The 25,675-nt window shown below is 65.3% G+C and carries 28 protein-coding genes; 11 read left to right on the forward strand and 17 right to left on the reverse strand.

What is annotated here, in order from left to right; translation table 11 throughout:
* The first annotated feature begins 3 nt into the window (after positions 1–3).
* From puuE to uraH, 3 genes are read left to right on the forward strand one after another with little or no spacing between them, the layout of a single operon-like run.
* The gene (puuE, locus tag LDL28_RS13320; RefSeq protein ID WP_233058996.1) at positions 4–915 is read left to right on the forward strand and encodes an allantoinase PuuE; all 912 of its coding nucleotides are present in this window, start codon (positions 4–6) and stop codon (positions 913–915) included.
* A complete protein-coding gene (gene uraD / locus LDL28_RS13325; RefSeq protein WP_233058997.1) occupies positions 912–1,439 on the forward strand; it encodes a 2-oxo-4-hydroxy-4-carboxy-5-ureidoimidazoline decarboxylase in 528 nt (175 codons plus the stop codon). Before puuE ends, uraD begins: the two co-directional genes overlap by 4 nt.
* Positions 1,436–1,792 carry a hydroxyisourate hydrolase gene (gene uraH / locus LDL28_RS13330; RefSeq protein ID WP_233058998.1) on the forward strand — a complete coding sequence of 119 codons (357 nt, stop codon included), beginning with the start codon at positions 1,436–1,438 and terminating at the stop codon, positions 1,790–1,792. Before uraD ends, uraH begins: the two co-directional genes overlap by 4 nt.
* Positions 1,793–1,949: 157 nt before the next feature.
* On the opposite strand, the gene LDL28_RS13335 is transcribed toward uraH, so the two are convergent.
* From LDL28_RS13335 to LDL28_RS13355, 5 genes are all read right to left on the reverse strand, one after another.
* The gene (locus tag LDL28_RS13335) at positions 1,950–2,978 is read right to left on the reverse strand and encodes an isocitrate/isopropylmalate dehydrogenase family protein (RefSeq protein ID WP_233058999.1); all 1,029 of its coding nucleotides are present in this window, start codon (positions 2,976–2,978) and stop codon (positions 1,950–1,952) included.
* 172 nt (positions 2,979–3,150) lie between these two features.
* Positions 3,151–4,923 (reverse strand): aminopeptidase P family protein, encoded by a 1,773-nt coding sequence (locus tag LDL28_RS13340; RefSeq protein WP_233059000.1) that lies wholly within the window; start codon positions 4,921–4,923, stop codon positions 3,151–3,153.
* A 27-nt stretch (positions 4,924–4,950) separates the two neighbouring features.
* Positions 4,951–5,469: a GNAT family N-acetyltransferase gene (locus LDL28_RS13345; protein WP_233059001.1), complete on the reverse strand. Its 519-nt coding sequence runs from the start codon at positions 5,467–5,469 to the stop codon at positions 4,951–4,953.
* Positions 5,462–6,364 carry a 50S ribosomal protein L11 methyltransferase gene (locus tag LDL28_RS13350; RefSeq protein ID WP_233059002.1) on the reverse strand — a complete coding sequence of 301 codons (903 nt, stop codon included), beginning with the start codon at positions 6,362–6,364 and terminating at the stop codon, positions 5,462–5,464. Before LDL28_RS13350 ends, LDL28_RS13345 begins: the two co-directional genes overlap by 8 nt.
* Entirely contained in the window at positions 6,365–8,578 is a 2,214-nt protein-coding gene (locus LDL28_RS13355) for an ATP-dependent helicase (RefSeq protein ID WP_233059003.1), read from the reverse strand.
* 104 nt (positions 8,579–8,682) lie between these two features.
* Here LDL28_RS13355 and LDL28_RS13360 point away from each other — a divergent pair, with 104 nt between their 5' ends.
* The gene (locus tag LDL28_RS13360) at positions 8,683–9,360 is read left to right on the forward strand and encodes a JAB domain-containing protein (RefSeq protein WP_233059004.1); all 678 of its coding nucleotides are present in this window, start codon (positions 8,683–8,685) and stop codon (positions 9,358–9,360) included.
* 64 nt (positions 9,361–9,424) lie between these two features.
* Here the strand turns inward: LDL28_RS13360 and LDL28_RS13365 are convergent, their stop codons facing one another.
* Positions 9,425–10,117: an HAD hydrolase-like protein gene (locus LDL28_RS13365; RefSeq protein ID WP_233059005.1), complete on the reverse strand. Its 693-nt coding sequence runs from the start codon at positions 10,115–10,117 to the stop codon at positions 9,425–9,427.
* Positions 10,118–10,232: 115 nt separating this feature from the next.
* Here LDL28_RS13365 and LDL28_RS13370 point away from each other — a divergent pair, with 115 nt between their 5' ends.
* Positions 10,233–10,871, forward strand: coding sequence for a RadC family protein (locus LDL28_RS13370; RefSeq protein WP_233059006.1), 639 nt, complete (start codon positions 10,233–10,235; stop codon positions 10,869–10,871).
* Here the strand turns inward: LDL28_RS13370 and LDL28_RS13375 are convergent.
* The 3 genes from LDL28_RS13375 to LDL28_RS13385 form a co-directional block, all read right to left on the reverse strand.
* Entirely contained in the window at positions 10,864–11,997 is a 1,134-nt protein-coding gene (locus LDL28_RS13375) for a 5-(carboxyamino)imidazole ribonucleotide synthase (RefSeq protein WP_233059007.1), read from the reverse strand. The two genes, LDL28_RS13370 and LDL28_RS13375, sit on opposite strands and share 8 nt — an antisense overlap.
* Positions 11,994–12,458 (reverse strand): 5-(carboxyamino)imidazole ribonucleotide mutase, encoded by a 465-nt coding sequence (purE, locus tag LDL28_RS13380; RefSeq protein WP_233059310.1) that lies wholly within the window; start codon positions 12,456–12,458, stop codon positions 11,994–11,996. The genes LDL28_RS13375 and purE overlap by 4 nt, the downstream gene beginning before the upstream one ends.
* Before the next feature lie 74 nt (positions 12,459–12,532).
* A complete protein-coding gene (locus LDL28_RS13385; protein ID WP_025813019.1) occupies positions 12,533–12,733 on the reverse strand; it encodes a DUF465 domain-containing protein in 201 nt (66 codons plus the stop codon).
* A 160-nt stretch (positions 12,734–12,893) separates the two neighbouring features.
* Here LDL28_RS13385 and LDL28_RS13390 point away from each other — a divergent pair, with 160 nt between their 5' ends.
* The gene (locus LDL28_RS13390; protein WP_084296497.1) at positions 12,894–13,064 is read left to right on the forward strand and encodes a YdcH family protein; all 171 of its coding nucleotides are present in this window, start codon (positions 12,894–12,896) and stop codon (positions 13,062–13,064) included.
* A 46-nt stretch (positions 13,065–13,110) separates the two neighbouring features.
* On the opposite strand, the gene LDL28_RS13395 is transcribed toward LDL28_RS13390, so the two are convergent.
* The 3 genes from LDL28_RS13395 to rpmE all read right to left on the reverse strand — a co-directional run bounded on the left by LDL28_RS13395 (position 13,111) and on the right by rpmE (position 14,910).
* A complete protein-coding gene (locus LDL28_RS13395; RefSeq protein ID WP_233059008.1) occupies positions 13,111–13,698 on the reverse strand; it encodes a DUF1013 domain-containing protein in 588 nt (195 codons plus the stop codon).
* Between the two features lie 247 nt (positions 13,699–13,945).
* Positions 13,946–14,491 (reverse strand): Hsp20 family protein, encoded by a 546-nt coding sequence (locus LDL28_RS13400; protein ID WP_233059009.1) that lies wholly within the window; start codon positions 14,489–14,491, stop codon positions 13,946–13,948.
* 188 nt (positions 14,492–14,679) lie between these two features.
* Positions 14,680–14,910, reverse strand: coding sequence for a 50S ribosomal protein L31 (rpmE, locus tag LDL28_RS13405; RefSeq protein WP_233059010.1), 231 nt, complete (start codon positions 14,908–14,910; stop codon positions 14,680–14,682).
* Between the two features lie 252 nt (positions 14,911–15,162).
* On the opposite strand from rpmE, the gene mscL reads away from it, so the two are divergent.
* The gene (gene mscL, locus LDL28_RS13410; protein ID WP_233059011.1) at positions 15,163–15,675 is read left to right on the forward strand and encodes a large conductance mechanosensitive channel protein MscL; all 513 of its coding nucleotides are present in this window, start codon (positions 15,163–15,165) and stop codon (positions 15,673–15,675) included.
* 231 nt (positions 15,676–15,906) lie between these two features.
* Positions 15,907–16,365, forward strand: coding sequence for a hypothetical protein (locus LDL28_RS13415; RefSeq protein ID WP_233059012.1), 459 nt, complete (start codon positions 15,907–15,909; stop codon positions 16,363–16,365).
* 66 nt (positions 16,366–16,431) lie between these two features.
* Here LDL28_RS13415 and secF read toward each other — a convergent pair whose 3' ends face one another.
* Together secF and secD are read right to left on the reverse strand one after the other, a co-directional pair.
* Positions 16,432–17,382, reverse strand: a complete 951-nt coding sequence (gene secF, locus LDL28_RS13420) for a protein translocase subunit SecF (RefSeq protein WP_233059311.1) — start codon at positions 17,380–17,382, stop codon at positions 16,432–16,434.
* A 13-nt stretch (positions 17,383–17,395) separates the two neighbouring features.
* Positions 17,396–18,946 carry a protein translocase subunit SecD gene (gene secD, locus LDL28_RS13425; protein WP_233059013.1) on the reverse strand — a complete coding sequence of 517 codons (1,551 nt, stop codon included), beginning with the start codon at positions 18,944–18,946 and terminating at the stop codon, positions 17,396–17,398.
* Between the two features lie 253 nt (positions 18,947–19,199).
* On the opposite strand from secD, the gene LDL28_RS13430 reads away from it, so the two are divergent.
* Positions 19,200–20,216, forward strand: a complete 1,017-nt coding sequence (locus tag LDL28_RS13430; protein ID WP_233059014.1) for a Gfo/Idh/MocA family protein — start codon at positions 19,200–19,202, stop codon at positions 20,214–20,216.
* Here LDL28_RS13430 and LDL28_RS13435 read toward each other — a convergent pair.
* The 3 genes from LDL28_RS13435 to LDL28_RS13445 all read right to left on the reverse strand — a co-directional run bounded on the left by LDL28_RS13435 (position 20,204) and on the right by LDL28_RS13445 (position 24,325).
* A complete protein-coding gene (locus tag LDL28_RS13435) occupies positions 20,204–22,030 on the reverse strand; it encodes an ABC-F family ATP-binding cassette domain-containing protein (RefSeq protein WP_233059015.1) in 1,827 nt (608 codons plus the stop codon). The genes LDL28_RS13430 and LDL28_RS13435 overlap by 13 nt on opposite strands.
* A 50-nt stretch (positions 22,031–22,080) precedes the next feature.
* Complete coding sequence (locus LDL28_RS13440; RefSeq protein WP_233059016.1) at positions 22,081–23,460, reverse strand: trehalose-6-phosphate synthase; 1,380 nt, start codon at positions 23,458–23,460, stop codon at positions 22,081–22,083.
* A 124-nt stretch (positions 23,461–23,584) separates the two neighbouring features.
* Positions 23,585–24,325: a response regulator gene (locus LDL28_RS13445; RefSeq protein ID WP_233059017.1), complete on the reverse strand. Its 741-nt coding sequence runs from the start codon at positions 24,323–24,325 to the stop codon at positions 23,585–23,587.
* Between the two features lie 138 nt (positions 24,326–24,463).
* Between LDL28_RS13445 and LDL28_RS13450 the strand changes: the two genes are divergently transcribed.
* Together LDL28_RS13450 and LDL28_RS13455 are read left to right on the forward strand one after the other, a co-directional pair.
* Positions 24,464–24,952: a sigma-70 family RNA polymerase sigma factor gene (locus LDL28_RS13450; protein WP_233059312.1), complete on the forward strand. Its 489-nt coding sequence runs from the start codon at positions 24,464–24,466 to the stop codon at positions 24,950–24,952.
* 106 nt (positions 24,953–25,058) lie between these two features.
* Entirely contained in the window at positions 25,059–25,622 is a 564-nt protein-coding gene (locus LDL28_RS13455; protein WP_233059018.1) for a sigma-70 family RNA polymerase sigma factor, read from the forward strand.
* Positions 25,623–25,675 lie beyond the last annotated feature (53 nt).

Raw genomic sequence — 25,675 nt, forward strand, 5'->3', positions numbered from 1 at the left:
ATCATGTCTGTCGCAGGTGCCTATCCGCGTGACCTTGTGGGCTATGCGGGCAACCCGCCGGATGCGCAATGGCCCGGCGGGGCCCGGATCGCCGTGCAGTTCGTCATCAATTATGAGGAGGGGGCCGAGAATTCGGTCCTGCATGGGGATCGCGGGTCGGAAGCCTTCCTGTCGGAAATGGTGGGGGCGCAGTCCATTCCCGGCGCGCGCGCGATCGCGATGGAAAGCCTGTATGAATATGGTGCGCGTGCCGGGTTCTGGCGCCTGCACCGCATCTTTACCCAGCGTTCGCGGCCGCTTACGGTTTTCGGGGTGGCCGCCGCCATGGCGCGCAATCCTGCCGCCGTCGCGGCGATGAAGGATGCGGGGTGGGAAATCGCCTCCCACGGGCTGCGCTGGATTGATTACCAGCACATTCCCGAAGCGGTGGAGCGCGCCCATATTCACGAATGCATCGCGCTGCATACGGAACTGACCGGGTCGCGCCCGCTCGGCTGGTACCAGGGCCGCACCAGCCCCAACACCGCCCGCCTGATCGCGGAGGAAGGCGGCTTTGTCTATGACGCCGACTCTTACGCCGATGACCTGCCCTATTACGACCGCAGCAATGGCCGTGCGCAACTGATCGTGCCGTACACGCTGGATGTGAACGACATGCGCTTTGTCGCCCTGAACGGCTTTACGGAAGGCGAGCAGTTCTTCAACTACCTGCGCGATACCTTCGAGATGCTGTATGAGGAAGGGGCCGACAGGCCGCGCATGATGTCGGTTGGCCTGCACTGCCGCGTGGCGGGCCGTCCGGGCCGCGCGCGGGCCGTGGCGCGCTTTCTGGACTATATTGCCGAACGGGAAAAGGTCTGGGTCGCGACGCGGCTGGATATCGCGCGGCACTGGCAGAAGGTGCATCCGGCATGAGCGACGTGATCGGGCGGGTCAATACGCTTTCCCCCGTGCGGTTTGTCGAGCTGTTCGGGGCGCTGTATGAACATTCCCCGTGGGTGGCGCACCGCGCGCACGCCCATGGCCCCTTTACCGATGCGCAGGCCATGCTCGCGGCCATGCGGCATGAACTGGACCAGGCGCATGACACGGAAAAGCTGGTGCTGATCCGTGCCCATCCGGAGCTTGCGCAGCGCATGGGGGTTGACCCGACGCTGACCTCGGCTTCCGCCGCCGAACAGGCATCGGCCGGGCTGGACCGACTCACACCGGAGGAGTTCACCCGCTTCCGCGCCCTGAATGAGGCCTATGCCGCCAAATTCGGGATTCCGTTCATCATCTGCGTGCGGCGGTCGGACAAGGAGGGGATCCTGAACGGGATGCAGACCCGGCTGGAAAACACGCCGGAGGCCGAGCAGCAGGCCGCCCTGGCTGAAATCAACAAGATCGCGGCGCTCCGCCTGGCGGATGTGCTGGAACGCATGGAGCAGGAACCATGAGTACGCTTTCCACCCATGTGCTTGATCTCGTATCCGGCAGGCCCGCGGCGGGCATGGCCATCAGCCTGTGGCAGGGGCAGGACTGCCTGTTTCGCGGTGTGACCAATGCCGATGGTCGCTGCCCTGAACTCAGCCAGCATATGGGTGAGATGCAGGCAGGCGCCTACCGGTTGGATTTCGCGGTGGCGGATTATTTCCGGGCGCGCGATGTCGCCCTGTCCGATCCGCCGTTCCTTGATGTCGTGCCGATCGCCTTTGGCGTGGCGCGGCCCGCGCCGGACGGGAAAGGGGGGCATTACCATGTGCCGCTGCTGGTCTCGCCCTACGGGTTCTCGACCTATCGCGGGAGCTGACGGGGTTTCTTTCCGGAATGCAAAAAAGGGCCGTGGCGGGTGACGCCACGGCCCTTTTTTTAAGGCTGGCTGAAAAGCCCGCCCAGGGAACATGCTGTAATCAGGCAGCTTCCCGTATCCCCCGCGGCGGGCTGGCCGCCAGCGGGGGAAAGCCGGATCAGACCAGCGCCTGCTTGAGGGCCGCCGTCAGGTCCGTCGTGCTGGCCTTGCCGCCAAGGTCACCCGTGCGCACGGCGCCGGAGGTGATGACCTTCTCGATGGCCTTGTCGATGCGGGTGGCCAGATCCTGCCGGCCCACATGCTTCAGCATCATGTTCGCCGCCAGCAGCAGCGAAGTCGGGTTGGCCTTGTTCTGGCCCGCGATGTCGGGGGCCGAACCGTGCACGGCTTCGAACACGGCGGCCTTTTCACCAATGTTCGCACCCGGCGCCAGGCCAAGCCCGCCAACCAGACCGGCCGTGAGGTCGGACAGGATGTCACCGAACAGGTTGGTGGTGACGATGCAGTCGAACTGCCACGGATCGGTCACGAGCTGCATGGCGCAGGCATCGACAATGCGCTCGTTCACTTCCACGCGACCTTCATATTCCTTGGCGACCTTGCGGCCTTCTTCCAGGAACAGGCCGGTCAGCAGCTTCAGGATGTTGGCCTTGTGCACCAGCGTCACGCGCTTGCGGTTGTTCTTGACCGCGTATTCAAAGGCATAGCGCACGATGCGGTTGCATTCCGCGCGGGAGGTGTAGCCCGCGCCCATGGCGATGCCCTTGGGGTCGTCACCCACGGCGATGTAGTTTTCCATCGCCGCGTAATACCCTTCAAGGTTTTCGCGGAAGATGACGAGGTCGATGTTCTCGAAACGGCCACCGGGCACGATCGTCTTGGTGGGGCGCACATTCGCGAACAGGCCGAACTCCTGGCGCAGTGTGACGTTGATGGACTTGAAGCCACCGCCGACGGGCGTGGTCAGCGGGCCCTTCAGCGCAAGGCCGGTGCGGCGGATGCTGTCGATCGTTTCCTTGGGCAGCGGGCTACCCGTGGCATCAAGTGCCGAGACACCACCAAGTGCCTTTTCCCATTTGAAGGGAGCACCGACCGTATCCAGGACTTCAACAACGGACTGGACAATTTCAGGCCCGATTCCATCACCGGGAATCAGGGTAGCGGGAATTGTTTTTTCTGCAGACATTCTCGAACGTCTCCCTTTGTGCTTGCTACTGAAAAGCGTTTCAGCATGCCCACCGGCTTGGCCTACCCGGTTCGTTGCCGGGTGCCCCGTCGGAACTGGTTAAAAGTCCTAGGCCCCGGAAGCACATGTGACAATCGGGCCACCGGGGTGCGGTCATGGTTTTGCAGTCACATTATCCGGCGTGCAATGGCGCGCAGGCGGCCTTGAGCCATATCCGCGCCGGTGTATCCAGATGTGGTGCAATCCGTTCAAAAACCCGTGCATGGTAAGTGTCCAGCCATGCGGTTTCGCCGCCCTCCAGGACGGTGGCGTCAATCAGCCGCCTGTCAAAGGGGGCCAGGGTCAGCACCTCGAATTCCAGGAACCGCCGCCCCGCCTCCCCGATGGGGGAGGGCTGGACCAGATGGAGGTTCTCCAGCCGGATGCCGAACGCGCCGGGGCGGTAATAGCCCGGCTCGTTGGACAGGATCATGCCGGGCTGGAGGGGCACGGGACGGAAAACGGGGGAAATGGTCGCCGGGCCTTCATGCACGGACAGGTAGCTGCCAATGCCGTGGCCGGTGCCGTGGTCATAATCCAGCCCGTCTTCCCACAGCGCGTGGCGGGCGAGGGCATCGAGCGCGTGGCCGGTCACCCCATCGGGAAAGCGGGCGCGCGCCAGCGCGATATGCCCGCGCAGCACGCGGGTAAAGGCGTTGCGCACGTCCTCATCGGGCCTGTCCGGCCCGGTCCACACGGTGCGGGTAATGTCGGTCGTGCCAAAGGGGTACTGGCCGCCGCTATCGATCAGGTAGACCTCGTTGGGCTGGAGCGCGCGGTCGGTTTCGGGGGTGACCCGGTAGTGGATGATGGCCCCGTTCGGCCCCGCCCCCGAAATGGCGGGAAAACTTTCCCCCCGGTAGTCCGCGCAGGCCGCGCGGAAGTGGTCGAGCCGGGTGGCGGCCTCAAGCTCCGCCGTGCGGGTCGCGTTTTCATCCAGCCAGTGCAGGAAACGGCATATGGCCACCCCGTCAAGCAGGTGGGCGCGGCGGCTGCCCTCCTGCTCGGTCGGGTTCTTGATCGCCTTGGGCAGCAGGCAGGGATCGCCCTTGCGCATGACGGTGGCGCCCGCATCCTCCAGTACCTGGATGAACCACAGGGCGTTGCTGGCCGGGTCCACGCGCACGCGGGCGGGGGCCAGCGCGCGCAGCGCGTCTTCAAGCGCGTGCGGGGGCTGGATGGTGATATCCGTGCCCAGCCACGCGCGGGTTTCATCCGCCACCTTGTCCGGTGCGATCAGCAGGGTGACGCGCGCATCGTCATGCACGATGGCGAAGCTCAGGCTGAGCGGCGTATAGGGCACATCCTGCCCGCGTATGTTCAGCAGCCATGCGATGGAGGCCGGATCGCTCAGCACCACGGCGGATTCGCCCGCCTTGCGCAGATCCCCGGCGATGCGCGCCCGCTTGGCGTGGCTGTCCTGCCCGGCCCATTGCAGCGGCTGCGGCACGCAGGGCGTGCACGGCGGGGCGGGGCGGTCGGTCCAGATGCGGTCCACCGGGTTGGCGGGAAGTGAGACCAGATCCAGCCCGGCCTCGATGAAGGGACGCAGCGCGCTTTCGCTGATCAGGCGCGGGTCATAGCCGATTCGCCGGTCAGCCCCATGCGTGGCCAGCCATGTCGCGGGCGGGGTTTCGCGCAGGTGCCGGCGTTCCCATGCCGCGGCGTCCACCTGCTGTTCCATCTGGGTGGTGTAGCGCCCGTCGGAAAAGACGGCGGCGCGATCGGGCAGGATGGCGGCCATCCCCGCGCTGCCGGTAAAGCCGGTCAGCCATGCCAGGCGCTCGGCGCAGGGGGCGACGTATTCGCCCAGATGTTCATCCCCACGCGGCAGGACAAAGCCGTCCACCCCCATCTGCTTCAGGGCGGCGCGCAGCGCATCGAGACGGTTTGGAGCCTGGGACATGGGAGCTTCCTTTGCGGCGGTAATGGATCAGGAATGCGATATGATGCGGTACAGGAACAGCAGGTCCATCCACCGGCCGAATTTGATGCCGCATTCGGGAATCAGCCCGCCATGCTGGAAACCGAAGCGTTCATGCAGCAGGCGGGAGGCGACGTTGGTGGACGTGATGCCCGCCACCATCACGTGCACATGCTCCGCCTTCGCCCGGTCGCACAGCGCCTGAAGCAGCGCGCTGCCAATGCCCTGCCGCTTGTAGGCCGGGGCGATATAGACGGAGTGTTCGACCGTATGCACGTAGCCCGAAAAGGGGCGGAACATTTTCCAGCTACTGTATCCCGCCACGCTGCCATCGGGCATTTCCGCCACCATGACGGGGTAGCCGCTGGTCTGGCTGTCATGGAGCCATTCCAGCCGGGCGGCCACGGTGGTCTCGTGCGTTTCCCACATGGAGGTGCTGTTGCGGATGGCGTGATTGACGATCTCGACAATGGCCGGGATATCGGCATCCGTCGCATCGCGGATCAGCAGCGCGGGGCGGTCAGCCATGGGGCTTGCGCAGGATCAGCGTCGCCCAGTCTCCCTCGCGCAGGTGGCGCTCAAGCACAAGGCCATGGCGACGGTGGGCGGCCAGCACCATGCGGACCTGCGTGTTCAGCAGCCCCGCCAGGATGGCGGTGCCGCCGGGCATCAGGTTATGGGCAAGGTCGACCGCCATGGCGCATAGCGGGCGGGCAAGGATATTGGCGAAAACCAGGTCATAGGGCGCATGGCGGCGGATGGCGGGCGTGGCCCAGCCATTGCCAAGGTGACAGTCCACCAGCGTGGCCAGGCCGTTCATGGCGGCATTGCGCCGGGTCACGCGCACCGACCACGGGTCGATGTCGGTCGCCAGCACGGGCCGGTGCAGCAGGGCGGCGGCGGCCATGGCCAGAATGCCCGAGCCACAGCCCAGGTCAAGGATGCGGCGGGGGTTGCGGCAGGCGATCATTTCCAGCGCGCGCAGGCAGCCGCGCGTGGAGCCGTGCTCACCCGAGCCGAAGGCCACCCCCGCATCGAGCGTGATGGTGATGCGCTGCGGGCGGCCCGCGCGTTCCAGATGCGTGCCCCGGATGGCGAAGCGCCGGCCCGCGAGCTGTTCGGGAAAGGATTCGTAGGTGCGGGCCAGCCACCCTTCCGACTCCGTGTGGCTGCGTTCGAGTTCCGCATCGACGCCGCTGGTCAGCGCCGCAAGGATCAGGGCCGCGCGCAGTTCGTCCTCGCCGCTGCCGGTATCCTTGACCCCCTCCACGCGCCACAGTGTCTGGCTGTCATCCACTTCGAAAATACCGATGGTGGTGCAGACGGTGGACAGGGCGGATTCATAAGGCTCGACCGCATCAGGCGGGACAGTGACCGATATGGTTTCCAGTTCTGTGGCGTGACGCCGGGGGGAAAGGCTCATTTATACCTGCTCAACAAATGTATCGATCACCCGCTTGGGGCCTGCTTTTTCAAACGCGATTTCCAGCCGGTTGCCCTCGACCGCGGTAATGGTGCCGTAGCCGAATTTCTGGTGGAATACACGCACCCCCACCTTCATGCCCGGCGTGGTGGCGGCCGGTGGCGTGACATCATGCACGCGGCGGCTGGCGACCAGCGGGAAGGGCGTGCCGCCAAACACGGCGGGGCGACCGAGGAAACTGCGCCGGCTGTTGGATGTGTCGCCCATGGTTTCGATATGTTCGGCGGGAAGTTCCTCGATAAAGCGGCTGGGAATGGCGGACTGCCAGCTTCCATAGATCAGCCGGTTGCCCGCATGGCTGATGATGGCCCTGCGGCGCGCGCGCGTGATGCCGACATAGGCAAGGCGGCGTTCTTCCTCCAGCCCCTTCAGGCCGCCCTCATCAAGCGTGCGCTGGGAGGGGAAGACCCCTTCCTCCCATCCGGGCAGGAACACGGTGTCGAATTCCAGCCCTTTCGCGCCGTGCAGGGTCATGATGCTCAGGCTGTCCTGACCGGCCTTGTCCTCCGTATCCATGACAAGGGCGACATGCTCCAGAAATCCGCTGAGGTTTTCATAATCCGCAAGCGAGCGGACGAGTTCCTTCAGGTTTTCCAGCCTGCCCGGCGCATCGGGGGATTTATCGGCCTTCCACATGCCTACATAGCCGGAGTCTTCGAGCAGGTGCTCGATGGCGACGACATGCCCCTCACGCTCCAGCATGGCGCGCGTGGCGGCCAGCGTGTGCATGAGCGCGGTCAACTGTTCCTTCGCCCGGCCCTTGATCTCGCCCATGGCCAGCAGGTCCAGCACGGCGGCGGTCAGCGGGAGTTCGCGCGCGCGGGCATGGAGGTGCATCTTCTGCAACCCCGCCGTGCCGACACCCCGGCGCGGCACGTTGATGATCCGCTCAAAGGCCAGATCATCCGATGGCTGGTTGACCACGCGCATATAGGCGATGGCGTCGCGGATTTCGGCGCGTTCGTAAAACCGCAGCCCGCCCACCACGCGGTAGGGCAGGCCGAGGGTGATCAGCCGTTCCTCGAACGCGCGGGTCTGGAATCCGGCGCGTACCAGTATGGCGATCCCGGCCATGGCATGGCCGTCGCTGCGCAGGCGTTCGATCTCGCTGCCGACCATGCGGGCCTCGTCATCCGAATCCTGTACGGAAATGACGCGCACCTTTTCGCCTTCGGCATCCTCGCGCCCCGGATGCAGCGTCTTGCCCAGCCGCCCTTCGTTATGGGCGATCAGGCCGGAGGCGGCGCCCAGTATCTGCCGTGTGGAGCGGTAATTGCGCTCCAGCCGCACCACCCGCGCGCCGGGAAAGTCACGTTCGAAGCGCAGGATGTTTTCCACCTCCGCCCCGCGCCATGAATAGATCGACTGGTCATCATCGCCCACGCAGCAGATGTTGGCGGGCTGTCCCTGCCGGTGGGCCAGCAGCCGCAGCCACAGGTACTGGATGGTGTTGGTGTCCTGATATTCATCCACCAGGATATAGCGGAAGAAACGGTGATACTGCGCCAGCACATCGGGGTGGCGGCGCATGATTTCCGTCATGTGCAGCATGAGATCGCCAAAATCGCACGCGTTGATCTGCTTCAGCCGGGACTGGTAGCCGGCATAGATTTCCGCGCAGCGCCCGTTGGCGAAATCCGTATCCTCCGCCGCCGTGATGGATTCGGGGGCCAGCCCCCGGTCCTTCCACCGCTGGATCACCCCCAGAATCGCCTGTGGCGGCCAGCGTTTGGTGTCGATGCGGTAGGGTTCGAGCACCTGCTTGAGCAGGCGGAGCTGGTCATCGGTATCAAGGATGGTGAAGCTGCTGGTCAGGCCGACATATTCCGCATGGCGGCGCAGCATGCGCGCGCACAGAGCATGGAACGTGCCCAGCCACAGCCCCTCCGCCGGTTCACCCAGCAGCGCGCCGACACGTTCGCGCATTTCGCGCGCGGCCTTGTTGGTGAAGGTCACGGCGAGTATCTGGTTCGGGCGCGCGCGGCCCGATAGCAGGATATGCGCGAACCGCGTGGTCAGCACCCGCGTCTTGCCCGTGCCCGCGCCGGCAAGGACCAGAAGCGGGCCATCCGTGGTCTCGATGGCGTCCCGCTGTTCGGGATTGAGGCGGTTGAGATAATCCGGCTCCGGGCCGGTGGGGATAAGGCTGTCCATCACGCTACCTTCTATACCAATCCCGCGGCGGGGGAACCAATGCTATCACTTATGGCCATGACGGGTGGGGTCGGGAAAAATATGCGCAACAACGGGCAAGCGGCATGAAAGGCATGATGGTGACGGGGCCGGGGGGCCACCGGGCGCGCATGCGCAGGCGTATCCGCATGGCGGGCGCGCAGTCACTGGCCGATTACGAACTGCTGGAGGTGCTGCTGTTCGCCGCCGTGCCAAGGCGGGACACCAAGCCGCAGGCCAAGGCGCTGCTGGCGCATTTCGGCGGGCTTGAAGCGGTGCTTGACGCCCCGCCCGAAGCCCTGCGGGCGGCCGGGCTGGGGCCGCGCGGGGCTGCGGTCCTGTCCTGTCCCGCCCGCGTGGCGGCGCGCCTGAGCCATGCCGACCCACGGGGGCAGGCGGTCCTTGGGGATATGGCGGCGCTGCTGGAACACTGCGATGGAGCGCCCTGTCCCGACCGGGACGGGGTGCGGGTCTTCTATCTTGATTCCGCGCGTCACATGCTGGCGGATGAGATGGTCCTGAGCGGCCCGGCCGCGGAAATGTGCCGCGCCGTGCTGGCGCGCGCGCTGGAACTGCATGCCGTCTCCCTTATCGCCGTGCGGGACATGGGCGCGCGGCCGCCGCCGCCGCAGGGCAGTGCGGGCGACCTGCGTTTCCTGCGCATGCTGCACGCCCATGCCCGGCTGCTGGGGCTGGCGTTGCAGGACTGTCTGGTCCGTGGCGGTGGCACGACGCTCAGCATGCGTGACGTGATTACGGCATAGGCGCCGGGAATGGCTTCCTTAATAATTCGCAGGATATTCCCGGGCAGCCCCTTCAAACAGCGTCTCAGCGGTGGGGGTGGGCGTCGGCCGCGGCAAACTGCTGGCGGATGGCCTCAAGCAGTTCGGCAGGCTGGCTGACCAGCGCATCGGCGCCTGCCTCGATCAGTTCCTCACGCGAGCCATAGCCCCACAGCACGCCAAGGGCGCGGACATGGTTGGCATGGGCGCCGCTTATGTCATGCCGGCGGTCCCCGATCATGAGCGCATCTTCACGCCGGATGTTGTGTTCGCGCAGCAGGGCGGCGATCAGTTCCGGCTTTTCCGCGCCGCTGTCATCCGCGCGCGCGCCGGACAGGCCATCGAAAAACCGGACCAGATCGCGCAGGTGCAGGATCTTGCGCGCCAGGTGCCGGGGCTTGGATGTCGCCACGAACAGCCGCACCCCTTCGGCGGACAGGGTCTCGATCACATGGCGCATGTGGTCGAATACCGGGGTTTTATGCATCCCTTCCGATTCGTAGTGCTTGCGGTAAAGCGCCATGGCTTCCTGCACCCGGTCATCGCCATAATGGGCCAGGACATGGCCGATCAGTTCTTCCAGCGGCGGGCCGACCACCCATGTCAGGTCGATCGACATGTCGGGTTCATGCCCCAGGTCACGCAGCAGGGCGTGAATGGAGTCCACAATGCCATCACGCGAACGAACGATGGTTCCGTCCAGATCAAAGAGTACGGTATGGGATTTCTGAAACAGCATGCAGGTTCATAAGCTCCTAGTCCTGCCCCATCATGCACGATCAGGCCGGATTTTGCGCTGAAATTGTTGAGAAGTCTCCATTTTGCCCGATAAAAGGCCGCAACCGGACCAATCCGTGCCCACTACCCCCGGCGTGAGCCGTGCCGATGACCTTGCCTTCCTGCGGGAGATGATCCGCACGCTCGATACCACCCACCCCGCGCCCGACCGCCTTGCGGCCAGCCTGCTGGAGCGTTTCGGTTCGGCTGGCATGGCGCTGTCGGCGCATGTGGGGGCGGTGGATGAGGTGGCCGGAGGGGAGACGGCCCTGCCGCCGCTGCTTGCCGTCATGCGGGAGGCGGCCGTGCGGCTGCACCGCAGCCGCGTGCGGCGGACGGATGTGCTGTCCGGGCAGGAAGGGCTCATGGCCTATCTTCAGGCCAGCATGGGCCATGAGGTGGTCGAACAGTTCCGCGTATTGTTCGTGGATGCGGCGTTTCACCTTCTGGCCGATGAACTGATGGGCACCGGCACGGTCAACCATTCGCCCGTCTATCCACGCGAGATCATGCGCCGCGCGCTCGGGCTCGGGGCCAGCAGGCTGGTGCTGGCCCATAACCACCCGGCGGGGCGACCGGAGCCGTCGGGCGCTGACATTGAAATGACCATGCGCATCGTCCAGCTTGGCAAGCTCATGCAGGTGACGGTGCATGACCACATCATCGTCGGCAATGGCCGGACGTGCAGCTTCCGCGAGATGGGGCTGATTATCTAGCCGTGGCCAGCGGGCCAAGGGCCGCCTCGACCCCGAATTCCCCCGGCAGGCCACCCTGCGCGAACAGTACGTTCACATGCCCCATCTTGCGGCCGGGGCGGGCTTCCGTCTTGCCGTAATGGTGGGCCAGCAGGCGGGGGGCCGCCATGATCCGTGGCCACAGGGCCATGTCGTCCGGCCCGATCAGGTTCTTCATCACCGCATCGCTGTGGCGGATGGCGGGCGGAAGGGGCAGGCCGGTCACGGCCCGCACATGCATCTCGAACTGGTCGACCGGGCAGGCGTCCATGGTCCAGTGACCGGAATTGTGGGGGCGGGGGGCGATTTCATTCACCCGCAGGCTGCCATCACGGTCCACGAACATCTCGACACCCAGCAGCCCCACCAGATCAAGCGCCACCGCGATGCGCCGGGCCAGGTCACGGGCCTGCGCGGCCAGGTCGGGCGGGATGCGCGCGGGCGCGAGGCTTATGTCCAGAATCCCGTCGCGGTGGCGGTTTTCCGTCACGTCGAAGGCACTGACCTCACCGTGCGCATTGCGCGCGACCATCACGCTCACCTCACAGGCGAAATGCACCATTCCCTCGGCCACCAGCGGATGGGGCCGCAGGCTGTCAAAGGCGGCATCCAGCCCGGCGGCATCATGGATGCGGGCCTGGCCCTTGCCATCATAGCCAAGGCGCGTGGTCTTGAGGATGAAGGGATAGCCCAGCGCCGCCGCCGCCCGGTCCAGATCGGCACGGTCATGCACGGCCTGCCAGGGGGCGACCGGAATGCCGGTTTCCGCCATGAAGGTTTTTTCGGCAATGCGGTCCTGGCTTATGCGCAGGATGCGCCCGGCGGGGTGGACGGGCCGGATGCTGGACAGCAGGTCCAGACCATCGGCGCTGATATTCTCGAATTCGAAGGTGATGACATCCACGGCATCGGCAAACCGGCGCAGGGCGTCATGGTCGTCATATCGCCCCAGCGTGAGGGCATGCGCCACCTGGGCCGCCGGGCCATCGGCCTCCTGCGTCAGGATATGGGCGCGATACCCCAGCCGCGCGGCGGCAATGGCGGACATGCGGCCAAGCTGCCCCCCCCCCACGATGCCCAGCACCGCGCCGGGCGGCAGTGCGCTCATCGGGTCGGTTCCTGCGCGACCGATGCGCTCTGGCGTTCCCGCCATGCCGCCAGGCGCGCCCCCAGCGCGGGATCGGACAGGGCGAGGATGGACGCCGCGAACAGGGCGGCGTTGGTAGCTCCCGCCTTGCCTATGGCCAGCGTGCCGACGGGAATGCCGCCGGGCATCTGCACGATCGACAGCAGGCTGTCCATGCCCTTGAGCGCGTGCGATTCAACCGGCACGCCCAGTACCGGCAGCGCCGTCCATGCCGCGCACATGCCCGGCAGGTGCGCGGCCCCGCCCGCGCCCGCGATAATGACGGACAGCCCGCGGCCCTGTGCGGTCTTCGCATACTCTGCCAGCCGGTCCGGGGTGCGATGCGCCGAGACGATGCGGATTTCATGCGCGATATCCAGCGCCTCAAGCACGCTGGCGGCGTGACGCATGGTTTCCCAGTCGGACTGGCTGCCCATGATCATCCCGACGCGCGGTGTCTGCGCGCCGGTGGGCGGAACGGGGGGGTGGCTCACGGTAACGTACTCTCGTCAGGTATTCAGGCGATGCTGTCCGGGATCAGTCGGCTTTCCAGCCATGCGATCTCATCCTTCAGCAGGAGCTTGCGCTTTTTCAGCCGTTGCAGTTGCAACTGGTCCGTTATCTGCAACGCCATGCGATTGATGACCGTATCAAGGTCGCGGTGTTCGCTGCGCAGTTCGTGCAGCTTGCGAAGGAGGGTATCCCGATCTGTCAGCATGGCGGCTCGTCTGTTAGGTGGGCGTTGGCTATCCTAAGCATATCCGCCGCAAAAGACGAAATGCCCGGCATCAACCCCATGGCCTGCAATTTTAGCATGGAATTCGCCAGCCGGTCTGGTCTAGCCTGCCTGGGTCGTAACAAAGACGCTGGAGGGTTCCATGTCTTATGAAGCGCGTATCAACAGCCTCAAAAATCGCCATGCGCGGCTTGACGCCCGTATCTTTGATGAAGACCGCCGACCCATGCCGGATGAAGTCACCATCCGCAGGCTCAAGCTGGAAAAACTCCGACTGAAGGAGGAGATCGAGCGTCTCGCCAGACTGGGCTGATCGTCCCGCGGGCCGCCCGGCCTTCATGCCGGGCAGGCCGGGTCGATCAGATGCTGTTCTCGCCGTCGTCATCCAGTTCCAGGGGCGGCGGGACAGCCTGGCCCTCACGTGCGAGACGCTCATTGGCGGCGGCCACCATGGCGTTCAGGTCGGTCTGGCTGCACAGACCCAGCGTAACCGGATCGCGCGGCTTGATGTTGGGGCTGTTCCAGTGCTGCTTGCTGCGGACCTTCTCGATGGTGTCCTTCGTCGTGCCCAGCAGCTTGCTGGTCTGCTGTTCGGACAGTTGCGGGAAGTTGCGCAGGATGAAGGCGATCGCATCCGGGCGGTCATTGCGCTTGGCCACCGGCGTATAGCGCGCGCCCTTCGAGCGGCGGTTGATCGGGTTGGCGGGCGGCAGGATCTTGAGACGCGACTCAGGATCCTTTTCACAGCGGTCGATCTCGGCCTGCGTGAGCTGGTGGTTGGCAATCGGGTCGTAGCCCACGATTCCCTGCGCCACTTCCCCATCGGCGATGGCCTGGACCTCCAGGGGATGCATTCCACAGAACTCGGCGATCTGGGTAAAGGTCAGCGCCGTTTTTTCAATAAGCCACACGGCGGTTGCCTTGGGCATCAGGGGCAGGGCGGTCATTATCACTCAGGTCCTACAGCGTGTGGCGCCACACGCAGGCACCTGAAAGGGTGTTTGAAACGGTTCCCTTCCGAAGCGGAAACCGTGCGTACCTGCTGGCGCGCCAAAAACAGAAAACACTCGTGGAAGTGATATGAAGGTTGCGGGTGGTAAAGGTCAAGACTTCAATCCATCCGCCCGGGATGTTTCACCACAATAAAAAACAGGGGCGGACCACTGGCCCGCCCCTGTTGTAAAATATGGGCAATCAGGTTGCGCATGCCGCCTGCTGGGGCGCGCCGGCCGACGCCATGGTGGCGGCGGCAAGCTGGCCGGGCAGGGGGGCTTCGGTTTCCGGGGCCACTTCATCGCGCGGGGCGCTGGTGGCCGTGGCCTGACCGGAGGAGACGGGAATACGTCGTGGCTTGAGGGCCTCGGGCACGATCTGCCGTACGGCGATGCGCAGCAGCCCGTTGGTCAGGTCCGCATTTTCCACCACCACATGGTCGGCCAGCACGAAGCGGCGTTCGAACGCGCGCGTGGCGATGCCGCGATAGAGCATTTCCCTGCCCTGTGTGGTCTCACCCACGCGACCGGCCACGATCAGCGTATTGTCCTGCACGGTCAGTTCGATGTCATCGGAGCCGAAACCCGCGACCGCCATGGTCAGCGCGTACTGGCTGTCGGTCAGTTTTTCGATGTTGTAGGGGGGGTAGGACGGGCTGACCGGATTCTGGGCCGCCGTATCGACAAGCTGGGCCAGACGGTCAAAGCCGATTGCGCTGCGGAACAGCGGCGCGAAATCATAAGCCATGTTGAAAACCTCCATGAAGCAAGGTCTGCGATGGTACGGTCCCTCGATCGAGCGGGCCGTGATGTCAGGGTGATGCGCGAACCCTCAGGGGCGTCCGTGCAGTCCAGACATGGGAATGCCCGGCCCCCCGTTCAAGGGGCCGGGCATTCGCACCAATAGCAGTCCGTATCTGGTGGAGGCGGAGCTGATCAGCCCTTCTTGCGCTGCCCCAGCGCGCCGAACTTCTTGTTGAACTTCGCGACCTGGCCCCCGGTGTCCATCATGCGCTGCACGCCGGTCCATGCCGGATGGGACTTCGGATCGATGTCCAGGCGCAGCGTGTCGCCGGGCTTACCGTAGCACGAGCGGGTGGTGTACTCGGTGCCATCGGTCATGATGATGTTGATGTCGTGGTAGTCGGGGTGGATGCCGGATTTCATTTCAACTAACTTTCGCGCTGGGCCCACCGATGCCGACCGGGGGCGTTCGTTTGGCTGGCCTATAGACGACAAGCGCCGGCAAGATCAACACCCGATGAAAAAAAAGCCGGTTTCCCGGGTTCCGTTCCCAAGTGTTACCGCGTTGCATCATGGTAGGGGAATGGAAAGAAGGATGGGCGATATTCAGTCGTCATGATGTCGTGACATGCTAGACCGGAATGGTCATCTATTCGAAGCAAAGGATTGGTAATAATGGCGAAGTTGCCGGATCACGTGCCTGAACTGCACGTCAGGGAAATTCATGTGCCGGGGTGGCTGGGTGAATTCCGCTCGTTTCTCATGCGCGGCAATGTGGTTGATCTGGCGGTCGGTGTCATTGTCGGTGCGGCGTTTACCGCAATCGTGAACAGCCTGGTGAAGGACGTGTTCACGCCGGTGCTGGGACTGCTGATTGGCGGTATCGACTTTACCAACCTGTTCATCACCCTGCGTGGCCCCCATCTCGCCACCCTGGCCGATGCCCAGAAGGCGGGCGCGGTCACGATCAATATCGGGCTGTTTCTCAATGCGGTGATCCAGTTCGTGATCATCGGTTTCGTGATTTTCTGGGTCGTGAAGGCCATCAACCGCCTTACGGTGAAAAAGGAGGCCGAAAAGCCCGCAACTCCGCCCGCGCCGCCGCGTAGTGAGGTTCTGCTTCAGGATATTCTCGATGTGCTGAAGGCCGATGCGGCGCAGAAGCCGGAGAGTGCGGCAAAAGTCTGATTTTTTGCCACCCCAGCTTCTGGACGGGCGCCCGCATGCCGGGCGCCCATTTTTTTGCCGTATATGCGTGCCCTTGTGCCATGGGCGATGACTGCCCACTATCCTGCGGTAAAATACTGTTTCAAAAACGCCGTTCGGGCGGTCCGGCCCACGCCTTCATCCACGCCGATGTTCGAAAATATCGGCAGCAAGACCTCCTGAACCCGTCTCTACGCCCAGGGTAGCCACCAGATGACCGATTTTGCACGATATGTTTCCCGCAGCCTTCTGGTGCTGGTCGTCACCGGCCTGCTTGCCGCCTGCCATGGCGAGACGACGCGGCAGACCATATCCGGCCTGCCCCCCGCCGCGCAGGACTACCTGCTGATTTCTTCCTATTTCATGGCGGAAGGGGGGCTGGTCAGCCGCCTGCAGGATGGCGGGCTGTCGGGTCAGCAGGTCTATGACATGGCGCTCTCGCTCAAATACGGCAAGCGCATGCTCATGGCGGCGCTGGTCAAGCCGTCGCACAGGGCGCGTCATAATGTGGAGCTGGCGGTGGCGCTGATGGTGGCCTGCACCGACCAGCCCGATCCGACCATGCTGGGCGGCCGGGTGCTCCAGCGCTGTATCCCCGAGGGGCCGGTCGCCCCCACGGCCAATGCGCAGGGCCCGGGGCAGGAAGCGGCCACCCCGACGGCGGGAAAGTAACCGCAGGGCGCGCGCACGGGGAGAAGGCGGGTGGCCCACTGACGTAACGCGCCCGGTTGCGTGACCTTACCTGCGCACAGGCGGGCGGGCATCCCGGCGCAGGCGTTTTTCCCCCATCAGCAGCAGTAGTGGTGCGGCGATGAAAATGGAGGAAGACGTCCCCACCACAATCCCGAACAGCATGACCCACGCAAAGCCGGACAGGCTGGCCCCGCCGAAAAGCGCCAGCGGCAGCGCGGCCAGGAATACCGTGGTGGATGTGCCCAGCGTGCGGCTGAGGGTTTCGTTGATGGACAGGTCGATCAGTTCCGCCAGCGGCATCGTGCGGTATTTGCGCAGGTTTTCCCGCACGCGGTCATACACCACCACCTTATCATTGGTGGAATAGCCCAGAATGGTCAGGATGGCGGCCACCATCACCAGATCGAATTCGAAATGCGTGATGACCAGAAAGCCGATGGCCTTGGTCAGGTCCAGCACCAGCGTCACCACGGCGCTGACCGCGAACTCCCATTCAAAGCGGAACCAGATATAGGCCAGGATCATGAACAGGCTGATGCCCAGCGCGAGCATGCCGTTGCGGAACAGCTCCTTCGAGACCGAGGCCCCCACCGCATCCGCGCGCAGCACCTGCGCGCCGGGCAGCGTGGCGATGGCGTGGCGAACGGAGTCGACCAGCGCCTGCGTGCGGGCCTCATGGTCGGGTTCGCTGGCGGGGGGGGTGTCGAGGCGGATCAGCACGTCATCCGGCCCGCCAAAGGACTGCACGCCCGCGGCGCTGACATGCTGTGTGGCAAGGGCCGCGCGAAGGGCATTGAAATCCGCTGGTCCCTGCGTGCGGGCTTCCACCACGATGCCACCGCGAAAGTCCAGCCCCAGTGTCAGGCCGGGATGGAAGAACATGATGAGCGAGGCGACGGACAGCACGGCGGAGGTGGCCAGACCGATGAAGCGCCCGCGCATGAAGTTGATTTTCGTGCCGCGCGGCACGAACCGGAGAAGGGGACGGTCAAACATCATTCGGCGCGCCTCAGACCGGCAGGGTGCTGGGGCGGACGCGGGCATACCAGCGCACCATCAGCATCCGTGAAAGGAGAAGGGTGGTGAAAAGGGTCGTCACGATCCCGATCGTGATGGTCAGCGCGAAGCCGCGCACTGGCCCGGTCCCGAAAATGAACAGCATTACATGCGCCAGAAGGGCGGTGGCGTTACTGTCCACGATGGTGGAGGTCGCGCGCTCGAAACCGGTCTGCATGGCCTGCAGCGGTGTGCGGCCACGGGCCACTTCCTCGCGGATGCGTTCGTTGATCAGGATGTTCGCATCCACCGCCATGCCCAGTGTCAGCAGCATGCCCGCCATGCCCGGCAGGGTCAGCGTGGCCTCGAACAGGGACAGGATGGCGGTCATCAGCACCAGGTTGGCCAGCAGGGCGATATTCGCGTACCAGCCGAAGCGGCCGTAGAACAGCGCCATGAAGGCGATGACCAGTATGAAACCGGCCGCGAGGCTGTAGCCGCCCGCCCGGATCGAATCCGCGCCCAGTGACGGACCGATGGAGCGCTGCTCGATCACGTTCAGCGGTGCGGGAAGTGCCCCCGCGCGCAGCAGAAGCGCCATGTCCGTGGCCTGCTGGGCGCTGAAGCCGCCGGTAATCTGGCCGCTGCCGCCGGTGATGGCGGTGCGGATGACGGGGGCCTCGATCACCTTGTTATCCAGCACGATGGCGAAGCGCTTGCCCACATTGGCCCGGGTGACGGCGCCGAATTCCTGCGCGCCGGTCGAATCGAAGGTGAAGTTCACCGCCCATTCCCCGCTCTGCTGGTCGATCGAGGCGCTGGCATTGGTCAGGTCCGCCCCATCCACATCCACATGCGAATAGACCGGAAGCGGGGGCTGCCCGTCGGTCATGGGCAGCATGTCCACACCGGGTGGCGGAACCGCCGAGCCGATGGCGGAATCCGCCACCAGGTGGAATGTCATCTTGGCGGTGGTGCCCAGCAGGTTCTTCACCCGCTCGGGGTCGCTGATGCCGGGCAGTTCCACAATGATGCGGTCCTCACCCTGGCGGGTGATTTCCGGGTCGATCGCGCCGGTCGCGTCAATGCGGCGGCGCACGATCTCGATGGACTGGGTCACGGCGTCATAGGCGCGCTGGCGGGCCGCGTCGGCTGACAGGGCCAGGGTGATCCGGCCACCGTCATCCTGCGTGACCGTGAATTCATCCGGCACGTTCATGGGCATGGCGCGCAGGGCCTTGAGGTCCGGCTGGCCTTCCTCCGGCGTGCGGGGCGTGAAGGTGACGCCATGGGCGGTGGTGGTGAGGTTGCGATAGCCCAGCCCGGCGCGCAGCAGGGTCTGGCGCGTTTCGTCCTGCAACCCGCGCAGCCTGTCGGCGGCGACGCTGTTCATGTCCACCTGCAGCAGCAGGTAGGAGCCGCCCCGCAGGTCAAGGCCCAGATGGATCTGGCGCCATGGCAGGGACGGTGTGGGCTGGCGCATCACATTGGGCAGGCACAGCGCCAGCCCGATCAGACATACGCCAATGACCGAAGCCATTCTGAGCCGACTGTAATACATCATGACTTGATGGAGAGCTCCCTGCGCCCGGCGGAAGCGGTTTCCTTTTCCGGCATGGTCGGTGTGTCCCGTGTGTGGAATTCAGTGCGGGAACATGCCGGTCCACGCCCGATGATGCAACCGCTGATGCACCGCCCCCCGGGCCGCCGTTGCCGTTTTGTCGCATTCAGGGCACCTGCGCGCCCGCCGGGGGTGGGCGATCGGGGTGGTGGCTGCTAAGCGGGCAGGCAGGGATATAACAGGCGGGAGACAGGGCATGGCACGGGCCGGGGCAATGGTGGCGGGGCGGCAGTTACGCATCGGTATCGTGGGGGCGGGGCATTTCGGCCGTTTCCACGCGCTCAAGGTCATGCACTCCGCGCGTGAACTCCTGTCGGGCATCCATGACCCGGACGGGCGGCGCGCGGCACAGGTCGCGGCCGAGGCCGGGGGCGCGCCGGTCCTGTCCTATCCCGAGCTGCTGGCCTGTTCGGATGCGATTATCGTCGCGGCCCCGGCGGACCACCACTTCGACCTCGCGCATCAGGCGCTGGCGGCCGGGCGGCATGTACTGGTTGAAAAACCCATGGCGGCCACGCTGGAACAGGCCGATGAACTGGCGCGGCTGGCCAGCCGGAACGCGGTGGTGCTTCAGGTCGGGCACCTGCTGCGCTATTCAGCCGAGCACCGGGCCATTACCGAGCGCATTTCCCGCCCGCTCTATATCGAGGCCACGCGCATCGCGCCCTACAAGCCGCGCGGCACGGATGTATCGGTCATCCTTGACCTCATGATCCATGATCTCGACCTTGTGCTGGCCATCGTGGACAGCCCGATCGAAAGCGTCGATGCGCTGGGGGCGGCGGTCAGTTCCCCGTTCGAGGACATCGCCAACGCCCGCGTACGGTTCGAAAACGGGTGTGTGGCCACCATCGCCGCAAGCCGCATCTCGCTCAAGACCGAGCGGCGGATGCGCGTATTCTCGCAGGAAGGCTACCTTTCGGCCGATTTCGTGAAGCGTGAACTCACCATGATCGGCCGGGAGCGCGGGTTGCCCCTGCCCGGCACGGGGGGATTCCGCCGCGAATCCGTAACATGGCGCGATCACGACACGCTGGCCGCCGAACACGCGGCCTTTGCCGCTTCCTGCCTTGATGGCGCGCCGGTGCTGGTCAATGCGATGGCGGGCCGCCGCGCCCTGGCGGCGGCGCTGGCGGTAACGCAGGGAATCGCCGCCACCCGCGCGCGGATGGAAGCCTCCGGCCTGATCCTTCCCCGGCTTCAGGGGGACTGAAGCGTTTCGCGCAGCATTTCCAGCTCCAGCCACCGTTCCTCGGCCGCGGTGAGATCCGCCTGCGCTTTTTCCAGCGCGGTGGTGGCGGCGGTGAAGGCGGCGGCGTCGCGCGCATAAAGGTTCGGGTCGGCCAGCACGGCGCGCAGGCGCTCGATTTCCCCCTCCAGCGCCTCGATCTGTCCCGGCAGGCGTTCCAGCGCCAGCTTGTCCTTGTAGGACAGTTTGCGCGCGGGCTGGCGGGGGGAGGGCGTGGGCGTGACATCCGTAGCCGCGGGCGGCGTGGTGTCGCGGTCCTGGCGCGGGCGGGCGGCCAGTGTCTCGTCACGCCGCTGGGCCAGCATGTCGCTGTACCCGCCCGCGTATTCCACCCAGCGCCCCGCGCCTTCGGCCATCAGGATGGAGGAGGCCACGCGGTCCAGGAAGTCACGGTCATGGCTGACCAGCAGCACGGTGCCGGAGTAGGCGGCCAGCATGTCCTGCAGCAGGTCGAGCGTTTCAAGGTCAAGGTCGTTCGTCGGTTCGTCCAGCACCAGCAGGTTGGATGGCCGCGCCAGCGCGCAGGCCAGCATGAGCCGCCCGCGTTCACCCCCCGACAGCACGCCCACGGGTGTGCGCGCCTGTTCGGGGCGGAACAGGAAGTCCTTCATGTAGCCGATGACGTGGCGTTTTTCGTTACCCACCTGCACCATGTCGCCGCCGCCGCCCGTCAGCGTATCGGCCAGCGTGGCGTTGGGGTCGAGTGAGCGGCGCTGCTGGTCCAGCGTCACCACGGACAGCGCGCTGCCAATGGAGATGCTGCCTGAATCGGGCTGGTCCAGCCCGGTCAGCAGGCGCAGCAGCGTACTTTTTCCCGCGCCATTGGCCCCTACGATACCAAGCCGGTCGCCGCGCAGCACCCGCAGGTCGAGATTGCGCACCACCGGGTGCGCGGGGTCATAGGCGCGGGAAATATCCTCGGCCACCGCCACCAGCTTGCCCGACAGGTCGCTCTCGCGCGCTTCCATCTTCAGGCCGGATTGCGGGCGGATGGCGTTGCGGCGGTTCTGGCGCAGGGTGGCCAGTTCGGCCACGCGGCGGACGTTGCGCTTGCGGCGCGCGGTCACGCCGTAGCGCATCCAGTCTTCCTCCCGCGCGATCTGGCGGTCGAGCTTGTGGCTGTCACGCTCTTCTTGTTCCAGCACTTCCTCGCGCCATGTCTCGAAGCGGGCGAATCCCTGATCCAGCCGCCGGGTCACGCCCCGGTCCAGCCACACGACCGAACGCGACAGCGTTTCCAGAAGCCGCCGGTCATGGCTTATGATCACCATGGCCGAAGAGAGCGAAAGCAGTTCGCGCTCCAGCCATTCAATGGTGGGCATGTCCAGATGGTTGGTCGGCTCATCAAGCAAGAGCAGGTCCGGCTCGGGCGCCAGCGCGCGGGCCAGCGCGCAGCGCCGGGCCTCGCCGCCCGACAGGGTGGCGGGATCTTCCGTGCCGTTCAGCCCCAGTTCGGACAACAGGGCGGCTGCGCGATAGTCCGGGTCGCCCGGCCCCATGCCGGCGCGCACGTAATCCAGCGTGGTGGTGAAGCCGGACAGGTCAGGCTCCTGCGGCAGGTAGCGCATGGTGGTGCCGGGCTGCACGAAGCGGGTGCCGTCATCGGCCTGTATCTCACCCGCCGCGATGCGCAGCAGGGTGGATTTGCCACAGCCATTGCGCCCGACAAGGCAGATGCGCTCGCCCGGGGCGACACCGAAACCCGTGCCGTTGAGCAGCGGCGCGCCGCCAAGGGTCAGGGTAATATCCTGAAGGAGAAGAAGGGGAGGAGAAGCCATTGCCGCTTATGTCTCCACTACCACGCCATGCGCAAGGCCGGTGTGAGGGGTCAGCTATCCGCCGCCGCCTGAAGGAGGTTCAGGAAGGACAGGCCCCAGCCCAGCGCCGTGCGGTTGGCGATGGCGTTCCAGCAGGCCTGCCAGCGTTCGCGCCGTTCCGTAAGTGACATGGCCAGCGCGCGTTCCAGCGCATCGGCCATGTCGTCATGGTCCAGCGGATTGACCAGCAGGGCGGCGTCAAGCTGTTTCGCCGCCCCGGCCAGGCGTGACAGGACCAGCACGCCGGGGTTTTGCGGATCCTGTGCCGCGATGAATTCCTTGGCGACCAGATTCATGCCATCGCGCAGGGGCGTGATGTAGCCGATATCCGCCAGCCGCATGTAACCGGCCACGGTAGGGCGCGGGCTGCCACGGGTAAGAAAGCGCAGCGGTGTCCAGTCCGCCTGCCCGCAATGGGCGTTGAGCTTGCCGATCTGGTGTTCCAGCCGGTTGCGCAGCGCCTGGTAGCTGGCCACGTCCGTCCGGCTTTCCGCCGCGATCTGGAGGAACGTGACCTGGCGCTGGCGCGCGGGGTAGGCTTCCAGCAGGCGTTCGTACCCGGCCAGCCGGTGGTCCAGCCCCTTTGTCGGGTCCATGCGGTCCACGCCGAATATCAGCCTCCGCCCCGCGAGCGAGCCCGCGAGCCTGTGCAGGTCCTCCGTCTCCATGGCGGCGGCGGCCGTACCGGCGAAGGTCCGGGGGTCGATCTCGACGGGGAAGGTGCCGACCCGGACCCTGTGGCCTTCAAACAGCAGGGTTTCCTCATCCACCGTGACCGCGCCTGCCGTGCGGCTGGCGGCGAATATGAAATTGGCGGTGTCATCGGCGGTCTGGAAACCCAGCAGGTCCGCCTTCAGCAGGTCGCGCAGGAAGGTGCCGCCGTCGGGCGCGGTGGCCAGCATGTCGGGCGCGGGAAAGGGGGTGTGCAGGAAAAAGCCGATGGGCTGGCGCACGCCGTGGCGGCGCAGCAGGGCGGCCAGCGGCAGGAGGTGGTAGTCATGAATCCAGATGATGTCGTCCGTGCGCAGCAGCGGCAGCAGGTTTTCGCAGAACCGTTCGTTGACCGACCAGTAGGAAGCCAGCTCGCGCCGTTCGAAATGTATGCATTCAGGCAGGGAATGCATGAGCGGCCATAAGGTGGAATTGGAAAAGCCGGTGTAATAATTACGGTGTTCGGCGGGTGTCAGGCCGATGGTGGCGTATTCCACGCCATCGGCCTTCTGGATTTCGGGGGGAAGGTGGGCCGCATCGGGGTGGCAGACCCCGTTCCAGCCGAACCACATGCCGCCCTGCCGGGCCAGCAGGTCCTTCAGCACCACCGCGAGCCCGCCGGGGCGCAGGCCCTCCGTGGGAACGGGAACGCGATTGGAGACGATGACCAGCCGTTTCATGTGCCCTCTCTGTAAGCTGTCATAGCGGATCAGCCCCGTCCGGGTACGCGGCCAGGAACCGTAACATATACGCAAGCAGGAATGGGGGGGAGGACACGGGCGCGGGTGCAGGCATGCAGGGGGGTCAGTTCAGCGGCACACCGCCTGAAACAGCCTGATAGGTGGAAACGGCCAGCGTAAGGGGTTCGAAAGGCTTGGTGATGACGAAGGCGGGTTCGATCGTATCCCCCGTCAGCAGGCGTTCGGGGTAGGCGGTGACGAAAATGACCGGAATGTCCTGATGGCGCAGGATGCTGGAGACCGCGCTCATGCCATCGCCGCCATCGCCCAGGTTGATGTCGGCCAGGATCAGGCCGGGCCGGGTCTCGCGCGCCAGCCGGACGGCTTCCGCCTCGCTGCTGGCGACCCCGGCGATGGTATGGCCGCACTGGCGCACCAGTTCTTCTATGTCCATGGCGATGATGGGTTCGTCCTCGATGATCAGGACGCTCGTCTGCGCGCATGAACGCAGGCGGGTATGGGCTTCTTCCAGCATGGCGGCCGCCTGCCCGGGGGCAAGCGAGAGCACGCGCGCGGCGTCGGTTATGCTCAGTTCCTCAAGGGCGGTGAGCAGGAGCAGCTTGCGCGCCTGTTGCGGCATGCCCTCCTTGGGTTCCGCCGTCTTGCACCCCTGCGCGTGATGCCGTGATATCCATTGGTACAGGCGCAGCCTGGGCGGCATGGATGGGTCATCCACCGCCATGAGTTCGCGCAGGCTTTCGGCCACCAGAAGGTCGCCACTCGACTGGCTGCCACACAGTGCGCGGGCATAACGCCGGGCATAGGGCAGGGCGCGAAGCAGGTCTTGACGCCGTGATAGCGACATGAGGCATTCATCTCCCCAGATAAATTGTTACACCCGGATCATGACAGCGTTACACTGTGCTGCAAGACTTGAAGAGTAAACAAACTGGAAGCCAGAATACCACCCGATCCGTCCATGGTCACGCACTTGCGTGGCGAGATGCTGGCTCTTTTGCCACAATTGCGCAGTTTTGCCCGTTTTCTGACCGGGCAGGTCGCATCGGCGGATGATCTCGTGCAGGAAACGGTGCTGCGCGCGCTGGGCGCGCTGGAGCAGTTCACGCCGGGCACGAGCATGAAGGCATGGCTGTACACGATCGCGCGCAACCTGTTTTATGAACAGGCCCGCCATGGCCGGCGCGAGCGTGATGTCATGTCCGACTACGCCCACCGGCCCGACCAGCCCGAAAATGCCGGGACGGAACGCGCCGATGACCTGCGCGACCTGGATGGGGCGCTGTGGCGCCTGTCGCCGCGCCTGCGTGAGGCGCTGGTGCTGGTGGGCGTGCAGGAAATGACCTATGCCGAGGCCGCGCGCGTATGTGGCGTGACCGTGGGCACCATCAAGGCGCGGGTTTCACGCGCGCGCGCGCAGATCATGGAATATATGGCGGCGGACCCGAAGGTGACCCGCCGTGGGGGAGACTGACCGGGAACCATCGGCCCCTGCTCGCGTTTTCGTTACAATACGAATGTAACCTTTTGCCCCGTCCGTTCATTGCACCCTTACCAATGACCAGACAGGGGAGAAGAAAATGACCAGCAGTTTTCATGACGAAATGCTCGCAATCCTGCCCCGGCTGCGTGTCCAGGCCCTTTCGCTCACGCGCAACCGCGCGGCGGCGGACGATCTGGTGCAGGATGCGGTGTGCAACGCGCTTGCCGCCCAGCACAGCTTCACGCCGGGCACCAATTTTTCCGCGTGGATGCACCGTATCCTGCGTAACCGCTTCATCTCGGATCTGCGCAAGAAGCGTGAGACCTGCAATATCGACGACGTTCCCACCTCCGCCGTGGCGGGCAGCGGCGCGCACGAGGATCGTCTCGTGATCAAGGAACTGGCCGAGGCGATGGACCGCCTGCCCGCCGACCAGCGCGAGGCGCTGGTGCTGGTGGTGATGCAGGGCATGAGCTACGACGAACTGGCCGCCGCCACGGGCTGCGCGGTGGGTACCGCCAAGAGCCGGGTGTTCCGCGCCCGTCGCCAGCTCGCCTCATGGCTGTATGGGGAAGAGCGCGATATTTCCGCCGTTGCGCTGCGTGGCGCGGTCCGGCGGCTGCGCGCGGGCAGGGAAGCGCAGGCGGCAGTATCTGCCTGATAGCTGAATTCCCACTTTGAATAATGGTATAAATATGGCACTGACAGCTATAT

The organism is Komagataeibacter sp. FNDCR2, from assembly GCF_021295395.1.
In the GTDB taxonomy this organism is placed as follows: domain Bacteria; phylum Pseudomonadota; class Alphaproteobacteria; order Acetobacterales; family Acetobacteraceae; genus Komagataeibacter.